12 protein-coding genes and 1 pseudogene are annotated in these 14,202 nt (G+C 59.2%); 7 read left to right on the top strand and 6 right to left on the bottom strand.

Annotation, left to right across the window (positions count from 1 at the left end; genetic code table 11):
• Positions 1 to 18: 18 nt before the first annotated feature.
• The 4 genes from soxR (at position 19) to EDF75_RS24790 (ending at position 4,944) form a co-directional block, all read left to right on the top strand.
• A complete protein-coding gene (gene soxR, locus EDF75_RS24810) occupies positions 19 to 477 on the top strand; it encodes a redox-sensitive transcriptional activator SoxR (protein WP_133601224.1) in 459 nt (152 codons plus the stop codon).
• A gap of 258 nt (positions 478 to 735) precedes the next feature.
• Positions 736 to 1,404, top strand: a complete 669-nt coding sequence (locus EDF75_RS24805; RefSeq protein ID WP_133601223.1) for a glutathione S-transferase family protein — start codon at positions 736 to 738, stop codon at positions 1,402 to 1,404.
• A gap of 395 nt (positions 1,405 to 1,799) precedes the next feature.
• Entirely contained in the window at positions 1,800 to 3,149 is a 1,350-nt protein-coding gene (locus tag EDF75_RS24795; protein ID WP_045853429.1) for an NCS2 family permease, read from the top strand.
• A 148-nt stretch (positions 3,150 to 3,297) separates the two neighbouring features.
• Positions 3,298 to 4,944, top strand: coding sequence for a Na+/H+ antiporter (locus EDF75_RS24790; RefSeq protein ID WP_045853428.1), 1,647 nt, complete (start codon positions 3,298 to 3,300; stop codon positions 4,942 to 4,944).
• Between the two features lie 85 nt (positions 4,945 to 5,029).
• Here EDF75_RS24790 and EDF75_RS24785 read toward each other — a convergent pair whose 3' ends face one another.
• A complete protein-coding gene (locus EDF75_RS24785; protein WP_133601222.1) occupies positions 5,030 to 5,914 on the bottom strand; it encodes a LysR family transcriptional regulator in 885 nt (294 codons plus the stop codon).
• A 103-nt stretch (positions 5,915 to 6,017) separates the two neighbouring features.
• Here EDF75_RS24785 and EDF75_RS24780 point away from each other — a divergent pair, with 103 nt between their 5' ends.
• Together EDF75_RS24780 and EDF75_RS24775 are read left to right on the top strand one after the other, a co-directional pair.
• Entirely contained in the window at positions 6,018 to 6,428 is a 411-nt protein-coding gene (locus EDF75_RS24780; RefSeq protein ID WP_133601221.1) for a CidA/LrgA family protein, read from the top strand.
• Positions 6,421 to 7,110 carry an LrgB family protein gene (locus EDF75_RS24775; RefSeq protein WP_041143637.1) on the top strand — a complete coding sequence of 230 codons (690 nt, stop codon included), beginning with the start codon at positions 6,421 to 6,423 and terminating at the stop codon, positions 7,108 to 7,110. Before EDF75_RS24780 ends, EDF75_RS24775 begins: the two co-directional genes overlap by 8 nt.
• A gap of 33 nt (positions 7,111 to 7,143) precedes the next feature.
• Here EDF75_RS24775 and actP read toward each other — a convergent pair whose 3' ends face one another.
• From actP to acs, 3 genes are all read right to left on the bottom strand, one after another.
• Positions 7,144 to 8,793 (bottom strand): cation/acetate symporter ActP, encoded by a 1,650-nt coding sequence (gene actP, locus EDF75_RS24770; protein ID WP_133601220.1) that lies wholly within the window; start codon positions 8,791 to 8,793, stop codon positions 7,144 to 7,146.
• Positions 8,790 to 9,104 (bottom strand): DUF485 domain-containing protein, encoded by a 315-nt coding sequence (locus EDF75_RS24765; RefSeq protein ID WP_045853423.1) that lies wholly within the window; start codon positions 9,102 to 9,104, stop codon positions 8,790 to 8,792. The genes actP and EDF75_RS24765 overlap by 4 nt, the downstream gene beginning before the upstream one ends.
• A gap of 187 nt (positions 9,105 to 9,291) precedes the next feature.
• A complete protein-coding gene (acs, locus tag EDF75_RS24755) occupies positions 9,292 to 11,250 on the bottom strand; it encodes an acetate--CoA ligase (RefSeq protein ID WP_045853422.1) in 1,959 nt (652 codons plus the stop codon).
• A gap of 414 nt (positions 11,251 to 11,664) precedes the next feature.
• On the opposite strand from acs, the gene gltP reads away from it, so the two are divergent.
• Positions 11,665 to 12,975, top strand: a complete 1,311-nt coding sequence (gene gltP, locus EDF75_RS24745) for a glutamate/aspartate:proton symporter GltP (RefSeq protein WP_133601219.1) — start codon at positions 11,665 to 11,667, stop codon at positions 12,973 to 12,975.
• 197 nt (positions 12,976 to 13,172) lie between these two features.
• Here the strand turns inward: gltP and EDF75_RS24740 are convergent, their stop codons facing one another.
• Both EDF75_RS24740 and EDF75_RS24735 read right to left on the bottom strand, forming a co-directional pair.
• Positions 13,173 to 13,856, bottom strand: coding sequence for a tetratricopeptide repeat protein (locus EDF75_RS24740; RefSeq protein ID WP_133601218.1), 684 nt, complete (start codon positions 13,854 to 13,856; stop codon positions 13,173 to 13,175).
• Positions 13,857 to 14,045: 189 nt separating this feature from the next.
• Positions 14,046 to 14,202: pseudogene (locus EDF75_RS24735) on the bottom strand (formate dehydrogenase); the annotation flags it as partial.

Genomic DNA, 14,202 nt, shown 5'->3' with positions numbered 1-14,202 from the left:
CTTGAGGTAAAGCGCTTTATGGAAAAGAAATCACCCCGTATTAAAATGCTGTTGACCCCTGGCGAAGTGGCAAAACGTACCGGCGTTGCCGTCTCGGCCCTCCATTTCTATGAAAGCAAAGGGCTGATTCACAGCCAGCGCAATCCGGGCAATCAGCGGCGCTATCGTCGCGACGTGCTGCGCGCGGTGGCGATTATCAAGATTGCGCAGCGCATCGGCATTCCGCTGGCGACTATCGGCGATGCCTTTGGCGTGCTGCCCGAAGGGCACAACCTAAGCGCCAAAGAGTGGAAGCAGCTGTCGTCGGTGTGGCGGGAAGAGCTGGACCGGCGCATTCATACGCTGACCGCGCTGCGCGATCAGCTGGATGGCTGCATCGGCTGCGGCTGCCTGTCGCGACGGGACTGTCCGCTGCGTAACCCCGGGGACATGCTGGGTGAAGAGGGGACCGGCGCGCGGCTGCTGGAGGATGATTAAAAAACTAAAGCGCCACAACAGGGCGCTTTAGTTGTTTTCCGGTCTTTGTCTTTCGCTCTATCCCGCTGGTTCACAGGAGGGTTTCCCCCGACGTCGGCTCCCCTCAGTATTGCGCAACAAGTTGATGGAGGTTCCGGATTGCGCCGACACCTTAATTGTGGCACATCACCTTAAATCCACCCGCTTATTTTGGCGAATTTTTCCCGTCATTCACCGCCAGTTCCTATAGTTAATTTGAACAAACGACGGGAGAGACCCATGCTGACGGTACATCACCTTAATCAATCGCGATCGCAGCGCGTGCTCTGGGCGCTGGAAGAGCTGCTGCTGCCCTATCAGATTGTCTGCTATCCGCGGCAGAAAAATATGCTGGCACCGCCGGAGTTAAAAAACATTCACCCGCTGGGCAAATCCCCGGTGGTGGAGGACAACGGCTACGTGCTGGCGGAGTCCGGGGCGATCCTCGAATATCTGCAGGAAACCTACGATAGCACGCAGCAGCTGCGGCCGCAGGCGATGGCGGACAGGCTGCAGTACCGCTTTTGGCTGCACTATGCCGAAGGCTCGCTGATGCCCCTGATGCTGATGAAGCTGGTCTTTTCCAGCCTCGGCAAGGCCCCGGTGCCGTTCGGCATGCGCACGCTGGGCGGTGCGCTGGGGAAGGGGATGCAGAAGGCCTGGCTGGACCGGCAGATTGCCACCCACGCCGGCTTTATCGAAGATCACCTCTCCCGATGGCCGTGGTTTGCGGGCGAAAACCTGAGCATGGCCGATATCCAGATGAGCTTTCCGCTGCTGGCGCTGCAGTCGCGCGGCGGAATTGACGGACTTGCGCACGTCGCCCGCTGGACGCAGCGTATCGAGCAGCGTCCGGCCTGGCAGCGCGCCATCGAGCGCGGCGGCCCCTTTACGCTACCGGGTGCCTGAGGCATCACCTTTTACGATGGCCGAGGCGAATTGCTATCAGCGCAATACAAAAATGTTAGCAGATTGCGCATAGACGATAACGTTTGCGCATCGGCTGGTTATTTCCTGAACGTCATAAGCGAAATTTAGCGAAATACGACAAACTTCAGTTGAAAAGGGCCATCTAAAGGCTGGATAATCGTTTGCCTTATTATTTTGCTCGCTATTTATCCTGCTAACAGGGGGTGAGTAAAGTAATTTTGACCACCGTATTGTATGCGCGGAGTTAAACGTTTGCTTTTTTTGCAGCCCCCCTGGCGCTGCGATATCTAGCACAAGGAGATCGCGTTGAACTGGCAGTGGATGGTCCACCACGCATACCGACGAATGATAAAAATTCTCAGGGGAAGTTTTCTATGTCTACGCCTTCAGCGCGTACCGGCGGTTCATTAGACGCCTGGTTTAAAATTTCGGCTCGCGGCAGCTCCGTGCGTCAGGAAATTCTTGCAGGTTTAACCACTTTTCTCGCCATGGTGTACTCGGTAATCGTGGTACCGGGCATGCTGGGTAAAGCCGGGTTCCCACCGGCAGCGGTGTTTGTCTCCACCTGCCTGGTGGCGGGCGTGGGCTCTCTGGTGATGGGGCTGTGGGCCAACCTGCCGCTGGCAATCGGCTGTGCTATCTCGCTGACCGCCTTTACCGCCTTCAGCCTGGTGCTGGGGCAGCAAATCAGCATTCCGGTTGCGCTGGGCGCCGTGTTCCTGATGGGCGTGCTGTTTACCATTATCTCCGCGACCGGCATTCGTAGCTGGATCTTACGCAACCTGCCGCAGGGCGTTGCGCACGGCACCGGTATCGGTATCGGCCTGTTCCTGCTGCTGATCGCCGCCAACGGCGTGGGCCTGGTGATTAAGAACCCGCTGGACGGCCTGCCGGTGGCGCTGGGTAACTTCGACAGCTTCCCGGTGATTATGTCGCTGGTGGGGCTGGCGGTGATTATCGGCCTCGAAAAGCTGAAGGTACCGGGCGGCATCCTGCTGACCATTATTGGCGTGTCGATCGTGGGCCTGATTTTCGACCCTAACGTTCACTTCTCCGGTATTTTTGCCATGCCGTCGCTGAGCGACGATAAAGGCAATTCGCTGATCGGCAGCCTGGATATTATCGGCGCGCTGAACCCGGTCGTTCTGCCGAGCGTGCTGGCGCTGGTGATGACGGCGGTATTTGATGCCACCGGCACCATCCGCGCGGTCGCGGGGCAGGCGAACCTGCTGGACAAAGACGGGCAGATCATCAACGGCGGTAAAGCGCTGACCACCGACTCCCTGAGCAGCGTCTTCTCCGGCCTGGTCGGCGCGGCGCCGGCGGCGGTGTATATCGAATCGGCTGCGGGTACCGCTGCCGGCGGTAAAACCGGCCTGACCGCGGTGACGGTTGGCGTGCTGTTCCTGCTGATCCTGTTCCTTTCCCCGCTCTCCTATCTGGTTCCCGCCTACGCCACCGCTCCGGCGCTGATGTACGTCGGCCTGCTGATGCTGAGCAACGTGGCGAAGATTGATTTCAACGATTTTGTCGATGCGATGGCGGGGCTGATTACCGCGGTCTTTATCGTGCTGACCTGCAACATCGTTACCGGCATCATGATCGGCTTCGCGTCGCTGGTTATTGGCCGTCTGGTCTCCGGGGAGTGGCGCAAGCTGAACCTCGGCACCGTGATCATTGCCGCGGCGCTGGTTATCTTCTACGCCGGCGGCTGGGCGATTTAAGCGATTTATGCTGACGGCGGGCGGCTCAGGCCGCCCGTTTAATTTTTAAGCCACATCCTGTTTCCTTTTGCGTTAATCTGGGTAGCGTATCATTTCGAGACATGACGCCTCAGATGTAAAATAAGAACACGCAGCAAACAGGGAACACATGGAAATATTCTTTACCATACTCATCATGACCCTCGTGGTCTCTCTCTCCGGGGTGGTTACACGCGTACTGCCCTTTCAGGTTCCACTACCTTTAATCCAGATTGCCATCGGCGCGCTGCTGGCCTGGCCTACGTTCGGGCTGCACGTCGAATTCGACCCCGAGCTCTTCCTGGTCCTCTTTATTCCGCCGCTGCTTTTTGCCGACGGCTGGAAGACGCCGACCCGCGAGTTCATCGAGCACGGGCGAGAGATTTTTGGCCTCGCGCTGGCGCTGGTGCTGGTCACGGTGGTGGGGATTGGCTACCTCATCTACTGGATTGTCCCGGGCATTCCGCTGATCCCGGCCTTTGCGCTGGCAGCGGTGCTGTCGCCAACCGATGCGGTGGCGCTCTCCGGGATTGTCGGCGAAGGGCGGATCCCGAAAAAAATTATGGGGATACTGCAGGGCGAAGCGTTGATGAACGACGCCTCCGGCCTGGTCTCGCTGAAGTTTGCCGTCGCGGTGGCGATGGGCACGATGGTCTTTACCGTTGGCGGTGCGACGGTCGAGTTCTTCAAGGTGGCGATAGGCGGCATCCTCGCCGGTTTTGTCGTCAGCTGGCTCTACGGGCGCTCGATGCGCTTCCTCAGCCGCTGGGGCGGCGATGAGCCGGCAACGCAGATTGTGCTGCTGTTCCTGCTGCCGTTTGCCTCCTACCTGATCGCTGAACACATCGGTTTTTCCGGGATTCTGGCCGCGGTCGCGGCGGGGATGACCATCACCCGTTCCGGGGTGATGCGCACCGCGCCGCTGGCGATGCGCCTGCGCGCCAACAGCACCTGGGCGATGCTGGAGTTCGTGTTTAACGGCATGGTGTTCCTGCTGTTAGGCCTGCAGCTGCCGGATATCCTGTCGAGCTCGCTGGTGGCGGCGGAGGCGGATCCCAACGTCGAAACCTGGATGCTGTTTACCGATATTATCCTGATTTACGCCGCCCTGATGCTGGTCCGCTTTGGCTGGCTGTGGACGATGCGCAAGCTCAGCCAGCGCTTCCTGAAGAACAAGCCGATGGAGTTTGGCTCCTGGACCACCCGCGAGCTGCTGATCTCCTCGGTCGCCGGGGTACGCGGGGCGATTACCCTCGCCGGCGTGCTGTCGATACCGCTGCTGCTGCCGAGCGGCGACGTTTTCCCTGCGCGCTATGAGCTGGTGTTCCTTGCCGCCGGGGTCATCCTGTTCTCGCTGTTTGTCGGCGTGATTGCGCTACCGATCCTGCTGCGCCACATTGAGTCGACCGACCATGTCCAGCAGCGTAAAGAGGAGCGCCTGGCGCGCGCCGCCACCGCGGACGTGGCGATCGTGGCGATTCAAAAAATGGAGGAGCGGCTGGCGGCGGATACCAAAGAGAATATCGATAACCAGCTGCTGACGGAGGTCAGCTCGCGGGTGATCGGTAACCTGCGCCGGCGGGTCGACGGCCGTAACGACGTGGAAACCTCGATCCTCGAAGAGCAGCTTGAGCGCCGGTTCCGCCTGGCGGCGCTGCGTTCAGAGCGCGGCGAGCTGTACCATCTGCGCGCCACCCGCCAGATCAGCAACGAGACGCTGCAGAAGCTGCTGCACGACCTTGACCTGCTGGAAGCGCTGTTAATCGAAGATCAATAATCGCCGCCGCGCCCCGTCGGGGCCGTGCGGTTGGCTGATCTGTAGTTGGTAGCCCGGACCGGCGCAACGCGTCGCCTCCGGGCGCTTACTCATTGAGCCAGAAGCTTTTACTGCACGCCAGCCACGCCTGGGCGCTATGCGACAGATAGACCCCCTCCCGCCAAATCATCCCCAGCTCCCAGCGCAGCTCGCTCTGCAGAGGGATCGTGCAAAAATGTCGGGCGTCGAGGCGCTCGCAAATCGGCTGCGGCAGGATAGCCACGCCAATTCCCGCCTGAACCATCGCGGCGAGGAAGTCCCACTGCCCGCTGCGCACCGCGATGCGGGGCTTGACGTCATGGTCGGTAAACAGCTGCATCAGCTGCTGGCTAAGGGCGAAATCTTCGTTATAGATAACCAGCGGATGGGCGGCGAGCGCCTGCGGCGACAGCGAGCTAACCGCCTCCCACTGCGCCGTTCTCGGCGCCAGCACGCACAGCGGATGGTTGAACAGCGGCAGCGTCGCCAGGCCGCTCTCCTCATCGACCGGCAGCGCCGTCATGGCCAGATCCAGCTCGCCGTTGCTGACCGCCTGCTGCACGGTCAGGCCGCCGAACTCGGCAATTTTCAGCTCTACGCCCGGATAGCGCTGGCGAAACAGGCCGATCGGCTCGGCCATCAGCATCCCGACCATCGGCGGGATACCCAGCCGCAGAATGCCCTTATGCAGGTGATTAATATCGCTAAGCTCCGATTCCAGCTGGCGGAATTCGCCCAAAATCGCCTGCCCGCGCTCGAAAACCACCCGGCCGGTATCGGTTAGCAGCAACCGGCGGCCGTCGCGAATAAGCAGCGTACAGTTGAGCTCATCTTCGAGGTTTTTTAGCATCTTGCTGATGGTGGGCTGCGTGACGAACAGTTTTTCCGCCGCGCGGGTGAAGCTCTGCTGACGGACGACTTCGACAAAATAACGCAGCGTGCGGATATCCATAATTATTCCCTGAGACTATACCTGTGATGATTTTAATTCATTTCTGTCCAACCTGGCGGCTCACTATACTGCTCGCCTGGCTTCTTTTTCAGGAATATCGCTCATGGCCTTCGCGCCAGCTCGCGTTACCCCCTTCGTTATGCAACGCCTTCAGGTACCGGTTCAGGTACTGGTTTATGCCGGACTCTTTGTCTGCGCTCAATATCTGGTTAACTGGCTGCACCTGCCGCTCCCGGCAAATCTGGTCGGCATGCTGATGCTGCTGGCGCTTATCGTCTGTCGGATTATCCCGCTGAACTGGGTGCGCGCCGGCGCCCGCTGGCTGCTGGCGGAAATGCTGCTGTTCTTCGTGCCGGCGGTGGTGGCGGTGGTCAACTACACCCAGCTGCTGATGGTGGACGGCTGGCGTATTCTGCTGGTGATCGCGCTGAGCACGACGCTGGTGCTGGGCGCCACGGCGTGGGTGGTGGATAAAGTTTATCGCTATGAAATCAGCAGGATGAAGCATGAGTGATCTCCATCTGAGCATTCTGTGCCTGATCGTGACGCTGGTGCTCTATTTTGCCAATAAGCGCCTCTATCGCCGCTTCCACAAGCTGCCGCTGATGCCGCTGGTTTTTACCCCAATCCTGCTGGTGCTGATTCTGGTCTTTGGCCATATTTCGTATCAAAGCTATATGGGGGAGGCCCACTGGCTGCTGTGGCTGCTGGGGCCGGCGACGATCGCTTTCGCCGTGCCGGTATATGACAACCTGGCGATTATTAAACGCCACTGGATGTCGCTGAGCGCCGGGGTGGTGACGGCCTCAATCGTGGCGGTCTGCAGCTCGGTCTGGCTGGCGCGCCTGTTCACCCTTTCCGATGAGATTCAGCGCAGCCTGGCGGTGCGTTCGGTCACCACGCCTTTTGCGCTGGCCGCGGCCCGGCCCCTCGGCGGTCAGCCGGATCTGGTCGCTCTGTTTGTGGTGGTCACCGGGGTATTTGGTATGGCGATCGGCGATGTGCTGTTTTTGCGCCTGTCGATTCGAGAAGGGATGGCGAAAGGGGCGGGTTTCGGCGCCGCCTCGCACGGCGCAGGAACCGCGCGCTCCTACGAGCTCGGGCCGCAGGAGGGCGTTGTCGCCAGCCTGGTGATGATGCTGTCTGGAGTGGTGATGGTGCTGGCGGCGCCGCTGGTGCGCCTGCTGATGTTCTGATGAACCCCGGCCGAACGGCCGGGGTTAAGAGGCTTAATGCGCCTGGCCGCGTTCGATACCGATACCGGTCTGCGAGCGGATAAACTGGGCGCGGAACAGCTCGCGTTCGCGCAGCCCTTCCGCCGAGTTATCGGTGGCGGAGAAGAACCAGATACCGATAAAGGCAACGGCAATCGAGAACAGCGCCGGGTACTCGTACGGGAAGATAGCCTTCTCATGGCCGAGGATCTGCACCCAAATCGTCGGGCCGAGGATCATCAGGATAACGGCGGTCAGCAGCCCCAGCCAGCCGCCAATCATCGCCCCGCGGGTGGTCAGCTTCGACCAGTACATCGACAGCAGAATGATGGGGAAGTTACAGCTGGCGGCAATCGAGAACGCCAGTCCGACCATAAAGGCAATGTTCTGATTTTCGAACAGGATCCCCAGCAGAATGGCGACTACGCCGAGGATCAGCACGGTGATTTTCGATACCCGCAGCTCGTCGCGCTCGCTGGCGCCCTTACGGAAGACGTTGGCGTACAGGTCGTGGGAGACCGCCGAGGCCCCGGCCAGGGTGAGGCCCGCAACCACCGCAAGAATGGTGGCGAAGGCCACGGCCGAAATAAAGCCGAGGAACAGATTACCGCCCACCGCGTCAGCGAGGTGCACCGCCGCCATGTTGTTGCCGCCGATAAGCGCGCCCGCAGCGTCTTTAAACGCCGGATTTGCGCCAACCAGCATGATGGCGCCGAAGCCGATAATAAAGGTCAGGATGTAGAAGTAGCCCATAAAGCCGGTGGCGTAGAATACGCTTTTACGCGCTTCGCGCGCATCGCTCACGGTGAAGAAGCGCATCAGAATATGCGGCAGACCGGCGGTACCGAACATCAGCCCCAGCCCAAGCGACAGCGCCGATATCGGGTCTTTCACCAGCCCGCCAGGGCTCATGATCGCCACCCCTTTTGGATGGACCGCCATCGCTTCGCTGAACAGGTTATTGAAGCTGAAGCCGACGTGCTTCATGACCATAAAGGCCATAAAGCTGGCGCCGCAAAGCAGTAGAACCGCCTTAATGATCTGTACCCAGGTGGTCGCCAGCATGCCGCCAAACAGCACGTATAGCACCATCAGCACGCCGACCAGCACCACCGCAACGTGGTAGTTAAGGCCGAACAGCAGCTGGATAAGCTTGCCCGCGCCGACCATCTGCGCAATCAGATACAGCGCCACCACCACCAGCGAACCGCAGGCAGAGAGGGTACGGATTGGCCCCTGCTTCAGGCGATAGGAGGCGACGTCGGCAAAGGTATAGCGTCCGAGGTTGCGCAGGCGTTCGGCAATCAGGAACAGAATGATCGGCCAGCCGACCAGGAAGCCGAGGGAGTAAATCAGCCCGTCGTAGCCGGAGGTATAAACCAGCGCGGAGATCCCGAGGAAGGAGGCGGCGGACATAAAGTCGCCGGCAATCGCCAGCCCGTTCTGGAAGCCGGTGATGTTCCCCCCGGCGGTATAGTAATCGCTGCGCGAGCGTACCCGTTTTGACGCCCACCAGGTGATATAGAGCGTCAGGGCGACGAAGATCAGGAACATGATAATCGCCTGCCAGTTTGTCGGCTGGCGCTGGACCGCGCCGGCGATCGTATCGGCCGCGTTTGCGGCAGCCGGGAGCGTGGCGGCAAGCGCCGTCAGAACTTTCTTCATGATGCCTGCACCTCTTTGAGAACGCTTTTCGTCAGACGATCGAATTCGCCGTTGGCCCGCCAGACGTAAACGCCGGTGAGCAGGAAGGAGATAACGATGACGCCAATGCCGATGGGGATGCCGCGGGTGACGCTGGTTCCCGCGTGCAACGGCGTACCCAGCCAGCCGGGGGCAAAGGCGATAAGCAAAATGAAGCCGACATAGATAACCAGCATGATCAGTGACAAGATGGCGGCAAACCTTTGCCGGGTTGCAACTAACTCCCTGAAATGCGCACTATTTTCTATCCGCTGACAAATTTGATCATTCATCTTAGCGTCTCCAGAGGTATTCCTTTCGTCATCCACGCGCGAGACGTCGGCAGCACGCGTCCGCCCGACGGTAAACCGTCGGGAATCTGCCTGCTTACCGCTTTCCTGCTGCCTGGAATCCTTAGGAAGGTTTTATGTTTATCTCCTCTCCCCGATTGGGGAGAGGGTGTAGGGATTCAGTACGTATTTACGACGGCATTGCGATGGACTGCTTCTCTTCGAGCAGTTTTTCCACCACGCCAGGATCGGCGAGCGTTGAGGTATCGCCGAGGTTGCTGGTGTCACCGGCGGCAATCTTGCGCAGGATGCGGCGCATGATTTTACCGGAGCGGGTTTTCGGTAACGAATCGGTCCAGTGCAGCACGTCCGGGGTGGCCAGCGGGCCTATCTCTTTACGCACCCAGTTGCGCACTTCTGCATACAGCTCCGGCGTCGGCTCTTCACCGTGATTCAGCGTGACGTAGGCGTAAATGGCCTGACCTTTGATGTTATGCGGGATGCCGACCACCGCCGCTTCGGCGATTTTCGGGTGTGAAACCAGCGCCGATTCAATTTCTGCGGTGCCCAGACGGTGGCCGGAAACGTTCAGCACGTCGTCCACGCGGCCGGTTATCCAGTAGTAGCCATCCTCGTCGCGACGCGCGCCGTCGCCGCTGAAGTACATGTTTTTAAAGGTGGAGAAGTAGGTTTGCTCGAAGCGCTCGTGGTCGCCGAACAGGGTACGCGCCTGGCCTGGCCAGGAGTCGGCGATGGCCAGGTTGCCCTCGGTGGCCCCTTCCAGCGGCGTGCCTTCGTTATCGACGATTACCGGCTGAACGCCGAAGAACGGACGGGTGGCGGAGCCGGCCTTCAGCTCAATGGCGCCCGGCAGCGGGGTGATCATAAAGCCGCCGGTTTCGGTCTGCCACCAGGTGTCCATCACCGGGCATTTCTCGTTGCCGATTTTCTTCCAGTACCACTCCCAGGCTTCCGGGTTGATCGGCTCGCCGACGGAGCCCAGAATGCGCAGGGAAGAGCGGTCGGTGCCTTCGATAGCCTTATCGCCCTCGGCCATCAGCGCGCGGATCGCCGTCGGCGCGGTATACAGGATGCTGACCTGGTGCTTATCCACCACCTGGCACATGCGCGCCGGAGTCGGCCAGTTTGGTACCCCTTCGAACATCAGCGTCGTCGCGCCGCAGGCCAGCGGGCCGTACAGCAGGTAGCTGTGGCCGGTTACCCAGCCCACGTCGGCGGTGCACCAGTAGATATCGCCAGGATGATAGTCGAATACGTATTTGAAGGTCGTTGCCGCATACACCAGGTAGCCCCCGGTGGTGTGCAGGACGCCTTTCGGCTTGCCGGTTGAGCCGGAGGTATAGAGGATAAACAGCGGGTCTTCGGCGTTCATCTCTTCCGGCTGGTGCTGGTCGCTGGCGTTTTCCAGCAGATCGCTCCACCACAGGTCGCGACCCTCGTGCCATTCCGTTTTGCCCCCGGTGCGCTTGAGGACGACCACGTTTTCAATGCTGGTAACGTTAGGATTTTTCAGCGCGTCATCGACGTTTTTCTTCAGCGGAATGGCGCGACCGGCGCGCAGGCCCTCGTCGGCGGTGATCACCAGCCGCGAGCTGGAGTCGATGATGCGCCCGGCAACCGCTTCCGGCGAGAAGCCGCCGAAAATAACCGAGTGGATGGCGCCAATGCGCGCGCAGGCCAGCATCGCAACTGCCGCTTCGGGCACCATCGGCATATAGATAGCTACGACGTCGCCTTTTTTAATCCCGAGGCCGAGCAGGGCGTTGGCAAAGCGGCACACGTCGCGATGCAGCTCGCGATAGGTAATTTTCTTGCTCTGGCTGGCATCGTCGCCTTCCCAGATGATGGCCGTCTGGTCGCCGCGCTCCGCGAGGTGGCGATCGAGACAGTTGGCCGCCAGGTTCAGCGTTCCGTCCTCATACCATTTGATAGAGACGTTGCCCGGGGCAAACGAGGTGTTCTTCACGCGCGTATAGGGCCGTATCCAGTCGAGAATTTTACCCTGCTCGCCCCAGTACGCGTCGGGGTCGGTCACGGATTGTTGATACTGCGCCTTGTACTGTTCCGGGTTAATCAGGCAGCTGTCCGCAATATTTGCGGGAATAGAGTGTTTATGTATTTGGCTCATGGCTTTTTTTCTCCTGTAGGTTGTTAAATATATGTCAAATAAACGTTAATAGTAGGGGCTTTGCGCGCTTTGTTTGCTATTTGGGGGACAGATCACGCATTAATTCAACTGAATGAAAATTAATCAAATGAAACTTTTAAGTGGAATAATTTCGTCAGTGAATTTATAGAAATGGAATCGATTAAAATTTTTTTATAACAGATACTTATGCAATGTAAGTGGGGGAAATTAGCGGCTTTATGCATAAAACCAGAGTAAAGGCCTGTTCTTAAAGGCTTGCGCAGCATGCCGTGCAAATGATACTCATATCGCGCGTTAAAAAACCCCATAGAGCAACGCAACACAATTCATACCCCTTTCAGTGGGTAACATTACCTCCGGTAATGGTGCCTTTCATTGAGGAAGTCTGTAGTGATGAAAAAAACAAAAGTCAGCCTGGCCTGGCAAATTTTGCTGGCCCTGGTGCTGGGCATACTCCTGGGCAGTTATCTGCATTACCACGCCGAAAGCCGTGACTGGTTAATCTCGAACCTCCTGACGCCGGCGGGCGACATCTTTATCCACCTGATCAAAATGATCGTGGTGCCGATTGTGATTTCGACGCTGGTGGTCGGGATTGCGGGCGTCGGCGACGCTAAGCAGCTGGGCCGCATTGGTGCCAAAACGATTATCTATTTTGAAGTGATCACCACGGTGGCGATTGTGCTGGGGATCACCCTGGCCAACGTTTTCCAGCCGGGCACCGGCATTGATATGTCGCAGCTGGCGGCGGTCGATATTTCGAAATACCAAAGTACGACGGCGGAAGTGCAAAGCCACGCGCACGGCCTGATGGGGACGATTTTGTCGCTGGTGCCGACCAATATCGTCGCCTCGATGGCCAAGGGCGATATGCTGCCGATTATCTTCTTCTCGGTGCTGTTTGGTCTCGGCCTTTCCTCGCTGCCGGCAACGCATCGTGAGCCGCTGGTGACCGTTTTCCGCTCTATTTCCGAGACCATGTTCAAAGTGACGCACATGGTGATGCGCTACGCGCCGGTGGGGGTATTTGCGCTGATCTCCGTGACCGTCGCTACCTTCGGCTTCGCCTCCCTGTGGCCGCTGGCCAAGCTGGTGATTCTGGTCTATTTCGCGATTCTGTTCTTTGCGCTGGTGGTGCTGGGGCTGGTCGCACGGGTCTGCGGCCTGAGCATCTGGACCCTGATCCGTATCCTCAAAGACGAGCTGATCCTCGCCTACTCTACCGCCAGCTCCGAGAGCGTGCTGCCGCGTATTATTGAGAAGATGGAGGCCTACGGCGCGCCGGCCTCAATTACCAGCTTCGTGGTGCCGACCGGCTACTCCTTTAACCTCGACGGTTCGACGCTATACCAGAGTATTGCGGCGATCTTTATCGCCCAGCTGTACGGGATTGACCTGTCGCTGTGGCAGGAGATTACCCTGGTGCTGACGCTGATGGTGACCTCGAAAGGGATTGCCGGCGTGCCGGGCGTCTCCTTCGTGGTGCTGCTGGCGACGCTGGGCAGCGTCGGGATCCCGCTGGAAGGCCTGGCCTTTATTGCCGGCGTTGACCGTATCCTCGATATGGCGCGTACCGCGCTGAACGTGGTGGGGAATGCCCTGGCGGTGTTGGTTATCGCCAAGTGGGAGCACAAATTTGACCGTAAGAAAGCGCTGGCGTACGAACGTGAGGTGCTGGGTAAATTTGATAAGACCGCGCAGTAAGCGCGCGGTGAAACAGCAAGCCCGGCGCCATGCGCCGGGTTTTTTTATCGTAGGGCAGGGGATTCCAGTCAACGGTGGTTTGGGCGAAGGCCGTGTTTTAAGTTCCGTTCACATTCCACAGAACTTACGCTACAGCGCTAGCCACAACACACGCCTTCGCCCAAACCACCGTAAAAAGCCATCCGGGCGCGAAGAGGCTACCCCTTGGTTATCCGCTCAAACTCCTCGCATCCGGTATCAAACCCCTCCTGACAGCTGACGTTCAGCCAGTGCAGGGCCTTCTGCTGATTGGGCTCGATAAAGCCTTTCTCCCCCTGCTGGAACATCATCCCCGCCCAGTACTCGGCGTAGCCGGTGCGGGACAGCGAGGAGCTGCGTTTAAAATAGAGCGTGGCCGCGGCGTCATCTTCCGCAATCTGCACGCCGCTGGCGTAAATCAGCCCGAGCAGCATCTGCGCGTCAACGGCGGAGTCGCTTTCCGGGTCCTGGGCCGCGTCCTGCAGCAGGGTGATGGCGTGCGAATAGTCCGGCTTGCCGGCCTGATGATTAACCAGCACCCGGGCAAGAACGATCTCCCCGGCCTTGCTTCCCGCCTGCACCGACTTTTCCGCCAGCTGCCTGGCCTGCTTGTAATCGGCGTTCTGCGGGTTGCGGATCTTCAGCTGCGCCAGCAGCGCCAGCGCGTCGCCATCGCCGCTTTCCGCCGACTTCTGCGCCCAGTATTCGGCCTGCGGGTAATCGCCGGAGCTGACGTAGGTATCGGCGAGATAGTACTGCGCGCGCGGGTCGCCCGATTCAGCCTGCTGTTTGTACTGACTGCCTGGTTCCATGGCGCCTGCGGCGAGGGAGACCAGCGCCAGCAATAAATAGAGGTATTTCATTTTTTATTATCTATTAGGGATACAGCTAACAGTATAAAGGGAGGCGTAAGAGAAGAAAATGACAGGCGCTAAGCAGGCGTGATGAAACCGGGGCGATAAATGTGTCCCGCCGCCGAGCGTTGCGCCAGCGGGGGGACCGATCCGTCGCCCGGAAAGGCGCGGCGCGCCCCTCCGGGAAAGCGGTCTGACTTAGCCCATCGCGCTTTCGCGCAGGCGGGCTTTCAGCTTACTGTACTCATCAATGACGTACTGTTCGGCGGCGCGCTGGTCGGCAATCCGCTCAACGTTAACCGCGCAGTACTTGTACTCCGGCGTTTTGGTTATCGGGCTCAGGTTCTCGGTCACC

Origin of the sequence: Klebsiella sp. BIGb0149, from assembly GCF_004362605.1 — a bacterium.
GTDB lineage: Bacteria > Pseudomonadota > Gammaproteobacteria > Enterobacterales > Enterobacteriaceae > Klebsiella > Klebsiella terrigena.
This window is presented reverse-complemented; position numbering and strand designations above follow the sequence as displayed.